At 43.6% G+C, this 6,463-nt stretch carries 5 protein-coding genes; all 5 read right to left on the reverse strand.

Features of this window, described 5'->3' with window-relative positions:
• Positions 1–143: 143 nt before the first annotated feature.
• The 5 genes from ACXLDX_RS02535 to cysQ all read right to left on the reverse strand — a co-directional run bounded on the left by ACXLDX_RS02535 (position 144) and on the right by cysQ (position 5,897).
• Positions 144–1,271: a glycosyltransferase gene (locus ACXLDX_RS02535; protein ID WP_457575621.1), complete on the reverse strand. Its 1,128-nt coding sequence runs from the start codon at positions 1,269–1,271 to the stop codon at positions 144–146.
• 24 nt (positions 1,272–1,295) lie between these two features.
• Positions 1,296–2,114, reverse strand: coding sequence for a polysaccharide deacetylase family protein (locus ACXLDX_RS02540; RefSeq protein WP_457575622.1), 819 nt, complete (start codon positions 2,112–2,114; stop codon positions 1,296–1,298).
• Positions 2,093–3,253 carry a glycosyltransferase family 2 protein gene (locus tag ACXLDX_RS02545; RefSeq protein ID WP_457575623.1) on the reverse strand — a complete coding sequence of 387 codons (1,161 nt, stop codon included), beginning with the start codon at positions 3,251–3,253 and terminating at the stop codon, positions 2,093–2,095. Before ACXLDX_RS02545 ends, ACXLDX_RS02540 begins: the two co-directional genes overlap by 22 nt.
• A 104-nt stretch (positions 3,254–3,357) precedes the next feature.
• The gene (locus ACXLDX_RS02550) at positions 3,358–5,070 is read right to left on the reverse strand and encodes a bifunctional sulfate adenylyltransferase/adenylylsulfate kinase (RefSeq protein WP_457575624.1); all 1,713 of its coding nucleotides are present in this window, start codon (positions 5,068–5,070) and stop codon (positions 3,358–3,360) included.
• A 17-nt stretch (positions 5,071–5,087) separates the two neighbouring features.
• Positions 5,088–5,897, reverse strand: a complete 810-nt coding sequence (cysQ, locus tag ACXLDX_RS02555; RefSeq protein WP_457575625.1) for a 3'(2'),5'-bisphosphate nucleotidase CysQ — start codon at positions 5,895–5,897, stop codon at positions 5,088–5,090.
• Positions 5,898–6,463 lie beyond the last annotated feature (566 nt).

Raw genomic sequence — 6,463 nt, forward strand, 5'->3', positions numbered from 1 at the left:
TCGTCCAAAATTTAGGAAATTTTGAGAATAATCTAATTTCAAGTCGAGAACAGGCATTTTGTCGTTAATGTTTTAATAAATTAACAAGTTACACTATCTGTCTTGATAAACGTTGGGACAGCAGTGACAAATGATATATTTATTCATTTTCTCCCCCCGCCATAAAGTAGCTTATATTGTTTGCAATACTCTTCTGCCATGAAAAAGCTGGAAAAAGACTGCCTGACTGTTTTTTTTCCTTCTTTTGCGAATTGTTTTCGAAGGTGACTGTCTGTATATAATGTTCTTATTGCGTTGCTCAGTTCTTTGGGGTTTTCCGGTGTCCACAGTAGCCCGTTTTTTTCATTTTGAATAATACGAGGAACAGCACCCACATCTGACGAAATAACCGGAACCCCGGCGGCCATTGCTTCAAGCAGGACCATGGGTAACCCTTCTGTTGTAGAGGAAAGAACGAAAATATCAAATGTACTGTATAATTTCCGGGCATCGTCACGGGAACCGGTCATTATGACCTGTTTTTTCAATCCAAGTGATCCGGCAGCAGTTTGTATTTTTTCATATTCAGGACCATCCCCAACCAGAATGAGTTTTAAATTGGTCAATTCTTTTAGCTCAGCCAGAACGTGGAGCAATACCTGATGATTTTTTTCTGGTGTAAGCCTGGCAATATTTCCTATGACAAAATCATCACCTGTTAAACCAAGGTGAGATCTGATTTCATCTGCAGGTGTGTGAAAAGCGATATCTTCCACATTGATGCCATTGTCAATAATACTTATTTGCTGTGCTTTTACTCCAGCTTTTATCATCTGTTGCTTTACATCTGTTGATACGGCAATGATTTTATCAAAAAACCTCAAGGTGATGGCGTCAACCTTCTGGTAAAAAAACTCCCGCCTGGTAGTTCCTATCCAGTTGTGATTGGTTGCGATGAGAAAGGGGGATGTTCGGGAAAAAAACCGGGCAAACAGAGCGTATAAATTTGATTTATATCCGTGGCAGTGCACGATATCTATTTCGTTTTGTTTTAGATACTGACCTATACTGAATATCGTTTTGATATTCAGTGGGCCCTGGCCGTTGAATTGAACAACAGTTACCTCACTGCTATTGATTACCTTTTTAAAAATTTCCTCAAGATCATCGTTTACAGCAAGTATGCCGACATGGATTGTGGCGCCATGTTGTGTCAGGGCAGAAGAGAGTTCCGCTGTCACCCTTTCGGCGCCGTAAAAGAAAACACTGCTGATCAATTGTAGTATGCGCATTGTCCGGGTGAGCGGGTTTGTTTTTTATTTCCTGCTGAGCAATGTGGTGCGGAGTTTTTCATAAATGGCGTTTCCCAGGAGATTTTTCAGGGACCAGAGGATAAAGGATTTCAGCTTGTACCTCTTTATTAGCCTGGTGTCTCTGTGGACGATTTTTTTAAATACAGTCATATCCATACCCGCTTTGACAGGTATGCGTGGAACAGGGTTGGATTTCTGACTCAACTCAAAAAGAGCAAATTGGGAAGTGCACAGGAGGCTGTATCCAGTTCGTCTGGCAAGTTTCACCGTGTCTGTATTGATTCTTCCACCAGGTGCTGAAAAAGAAGTTATTGAACCGTTTGTACAGCGCTCGAGGAGTTTCTTTGATTGCGCCAATTCCTTTTCCGCCCGGTTCAATTCCATCTCATTGAAGTACGAGTGACTGGTTCCATGAGAACCAATTTTCATCCCTTTTTCAACAAGTTTCAGGATTTCCGTTGTGTTGAGAAAATCTGGAGTGTTTACCCAGTCAGTTGTTATAAAAAAATGTGCCTTGAAGCCAAAATATTCAAGAATGGGGAGTGCGATTGTATAATTTGACTGATGCCCGTCATCAAAAGTCAACACCACTGCACGTTCAGGCCATTTTTTGAGTCGCAGCAGATCTTCAAGTAAAAATACCTCGAAACCATTTTCAGAGAGGTACTTCATCTGGCAGTAGAAAGTATCTTTTTTCAGTACATACAGTTGTTCTCCCGGATCTTTTGCCCGGGCAGGGTGAGCCGGGTCTTCCAACGCATGATACATGAGTACCGGGACATTTTGGCTCCTGCTGTTTTTTATGACCTGTTTGCTGTCCATATTGTTTTACACCCGCCTGTGATCCAGATAAAAAAACCTTTTATTGCAGCGAGGTTGAGAACACAGAAAAAATAACTGATCTGGAAAATAAAAAAATTCCTGGTTGATGGTATGAAAAATGCGATTAACGCGGCAGAATAGAACAATACCTGCACAATGGTAATATAATAATAGCTGATACCTTCCTGCAGCAGGCCTGTCACAAAAAAAAGAATGAGGAAGAAAGGGACAGTAATGCGGGCAATTTTGTGAGATATAAAACGGAACCATAAAGGATTCCGATGCGGAAGCATGAGGGAGGGATTGAGGCTGAGCATCTGCCAGTTTCCTGCCAGAGTCCGAACTTTTCTGCGCCATTCCTGTGTCGTATCCTTTGAAAAAACATCATATGCCACAGCAGATGAATCAAAAATAATTCGATACCCCTGCATGGCAATATTCATTGGTGTCATAACGTCATCAAGGATAGTACTGTTCTGTAAATGCTGGTATAATTCTTTGCGAATGGCATATATGGCCCCGGTCACTCCCACCACTGAGCCGGTTTTGCTTTCCATTTTACGAATCATTTTTTCATATTGCCAATACGCTCCCATCTGGACTTCGATATTGCTTGTTCCATCTTTTACAAAAATGAGTTCTCCGCTGACTCCTCCGATCTTCGGGTCAGAGAAATTTGCTACAAGTTCGGTGATGACGTTTGTGGCAAACAACTGCCGTGCATCAGTAAATATTATGATTTCTCCGGAAGCTTTTGTTACACCGGTATTCAGGGCTGTCGGTTTTCCCTGTGACGGCGTGTATGCATGGCATGAAATTTCAGGGCAATAGCCAGCCTGCTCATCTGCAATTTGATTCACTATTTTTTCTGTTCCATCATCTGATCCGTCAGACACAACGATTATTTCATATTTTTCTGCCGGATAATCCTGTTCCAGCAGGTTCCTGATTCTGTTCTCAATATTCAGTGCCTCGTTTCGGGCAGCAATAACAACGGATACTTTGGGGAGACGTTCAGGATAATTCCTGGTAACAGCACGTGGAAACAGTTTTGACTGGATGTAAAGGAGGAGTGGATATCCCAGGTAAGTATATAAGATAACAACTAATGATATGAAAAACAGTATTGTTGTCGTCATACTGTTCTGTCAATCCTCTGTGGATGGAGAAATATATTCATTGCAGGTCAATTTTGCTGAATATTAATTGTTCGGCAACTACCTTATTTTATAATAAATCTTGATTATTTTGTGTAGCCGGCTCTTTCCAGAAACAAAAGAATCTCCTGGACAGACTCATCAGGTGTCATATCGGATGTATCTATAAAAACCTCCGGATTGTCCGGTGGTTCATAAGGGTCATCAATACCTGTTACACCTTTGATGATACCTGCGCGGGCTTTGGCGTAAAGACCCTTTCTGTCCCTTCCCTCGCACACATCAAGAGGTGTGCCGACATGAACTTCAATGAACCCGCCGTAGCTTTCAATCAACTCCCTGATCTGTCGACGGGTTGAGGTGTAGGGTGCAATTGGTGCACAGATCGCAATTCCACGGTTTTTGGTAATTTCACTTGCCACAAACCCGATTCGGCGCACGTTGATATCCCGGTGCTCCTTTGAGAATCCCAGTTCACTGGAAAGGTTCATACGGACGATATCGCCATCAAGCAGTGTCACCGGGCGTGAGCGGGTCTCCATAAACCGGGCGTAAAGGACTTTGGCGATAGTCGATTTACCTGCTCCGGAAAGACCAGTTAAAAATATTGTAAAACCCTGTCTGTGTCTGGGGGGATACGCATGACGGATGGTTTCAATAATCTCCGGAAAGGTGAACCATTCCGGTATTCGCCGGCCGGTTCTCATTTTTTTGTGAAATTCGTCGTTGGACAGGGTCATTGGTTTGCTGCTTTCGGGAATCTCGTCGGCTGGAACATGAATGTCCTCTTCATACAGATAGACCATCTGTTCAAAGGCAACGATTTTAATGTCTATCTCTTCTGCAAACTCGTTCAGCAGTTTTCTGCTTTCTTCTGGTCTGTATTGCAGGGTGTTGCTTTTCTCATCACCCGGATCGGCATGACCGTGCCCTAAAATAAAATGTGTGCAACCGTAATTCTTTTTAACTATTGCATGCCAGAGGGCTTCTCTCGGCCCGGCCATTCTCATGGACAGCGGCAATAAACTGAGCAGCATCATGTTGGGGGGGTAGTATTTTGCGATGTCCAGGTAACAGTGAATCCGGGTGAAATAATCAATCTCTCCGGATCTGATTTGTGCTGTTACGGGATGCAGGAGGAGACTGGCTTTGGCTTCGGCCATTGCCCGCAGTGTCATTTCATACTGGGCTCTGTGCAACGGGTTTCTTGTGTGAAAGCCGACGATTCGTCTCCAACCCAGTTTTTTAAAAAGATCTCTCAGTTCTGCAGGTGTATGTCGATAGCGTTTGAATGCAGAGTGCAGGGGGAGCTGGATTCCCTCAAGAGAACCACCCATGTAATGGGTGCCCTTTTTGTTAAAAAGATGATTGACGCCGGGATGGGTGTGATCCCGGGTTTGAAAGAGGATTTCGGCCTCACGGTCCTTGTCAATTGGCCATATGTTTTCAATATGCATGATGGCCAGCATGAATCCTTCACTGTCCCGGACAGCTACAGATTGCCCCACGTTAAAAGTGTCAGCCTCTTTTTCTGAGATATCGAGACAAATGGGAACAGGCCAGAGAGTACCGTTCCCCAGGCGCATACGATCAAGGACTGATTCGTAATCTGTTTTGTTCATGAAACCTTTGAGAGGGGAGAAACCTCCATTCATCAAAAGTTCCAGATCGCAGATAGATGGGTCAGGTAGAGTAACACTCTCCAGGTTTTTTGACAGAGTTTTTAATGTCTCCGCCCTTTTTTTATCGACAATGAGATTAACGAGATTCCCACCATGGGCAATGTGATGATATTTCATTAATAAGGTGTGTGTTTTTATTTAACGACAAACCAGGGGTTTAATAGGTTTTCACGGTTGTATCCGAGTCGCCTGCCACTTTCCCAGACCGTTACTTCACGACCTGCGCCTTCTGCAATTCCCTGCCCGGCTGCTGTGTCCCATTCCATGGTTGGTCCCAGTCGTGGATAGATGTCCGCCATATTTTCCGCAACTCTGCAGATTTTAATCGAACTGCCGGAGCTGACAAGCAAAACATCTTTTTTCTCATTTCGTTTTTTTTCGACAAACTGCTGCAGCTCAGGTGTGGCATGTGAGCGTGAGGCCATGATGGTATAAGAGGAGCGGGATACCTGGAGCGGGAGTTTTACGCAGTTTTCCAGAAGGGTGTCGTAATCCATGGGGAAATCATGGGGTTCAAGTTGGCATCTGCAGGCGCCAAATCTTCTGCCTCCCAGGTAGAGTTGTTGTAAAACTGGAGCATAAATCACACCAAAAACGGGAAAATGATCATGAATAAGGGCTATATTCACAGTAAACTCGCCGTTTCGTTTTATAAATTCCTTGGTGCCGTCCAGCGGGTCCACAATCCATAGCCAGTCCCAGTCCTTCCGCTCCTCATAAGGTATCTTTTTTCCTTCCTCGCTGAGAATGGGGATTGATGTCTTCCGGAGTATCGAGACAATTGCCTGGTGTGCTTTTCGATCAGCTTCGGTCAGCGGTGAGTGGTCAGATTTCTCTTCTATGGCAAAATCCGAACAGGAATAAACAGCCATTATTTTTGTTGCAGCCAGTAGAGATGCCTGGACAGCCTGTAATAAATGATTTTTTATTTGTATTTCATTCACAATGAGTTTTGTTGCCCGGTTGATGGCTGCTCTGTTGTCGAAGCACGATAGTTTTTGCAGGCAGGTTGCCCGGAAAAATAAAATATTTTCCGTCCTTGTTGAGAACGGGCTGATATAAAATGGTAATTGCCTGTGAGGCAATTACTTTTAGCATAGTAGTCTGAATAAAGTCAAATGATATTGTTTGTTACCGAAATTACAGAATGAATTTGAGTTTGATATTGTAGCTCCAGGGGTTTTCGCAAATTTCTTCCTTGCCAGTCTGTCTGAACCCTGGAATACATCGGCAAATTGTTTGTGGGATGGTTTTGAGCGCAGTCAAATTTTCTGAAAATAGAATTCTCAGAAAGAATCACAGGTGTGGGAAGAAAATGGGGCAGTTTCAAAATATCCGGGCTGAGTAAAAACGGGCCGAACTGGATTGAGTTCGGCCCGTCAGGCTTATCTTGCATCATTCAGTTGTGTTCAAAGTTATTATCTGACACACAACGTATTGTTTGACGAGATTATTTTTTGGACTTCCTTCTTCTGGATATTCCGGCAAGGCCAAGCAGGCCGGTTCCGAA

The organism is Desulfomarina sp. (genome assembly GCF_054039375.1).

Excerpts from the sequence above, each read along its gene's own strand:
- ACXLDX_RS02545 (WP_457575623.1), bottom strand. The coding sequence starts at position 3,253 with ATGACGACAACAATACTGTTTTTCATATCATTAGTTGTTATCTTATAT.
- ACXLDX_RS02535 (WP_457575621.1), bottom strand. The coding sequence starts at position 1,271 with ATGCGCATACTACAATTGATCAGCAGTGTTTTCTTTTACGGCGCCGAA.
- ACXLDX_RS02540 (WP_457575622.1), bottom strand. The coding sequence starts at position 2,114 with ATGGACAGCAAACAGGTCATAAAAAACAGCAGGAGCCAAAATGTCCCG.
- ACXLDX_RS02550 (WP_457575624.1), bottom strand. The coding sequence starts at position 5,070 with ATGAAATATCATCACATTGCCCATGGTGGGAATCTCGTTAATCTCATT.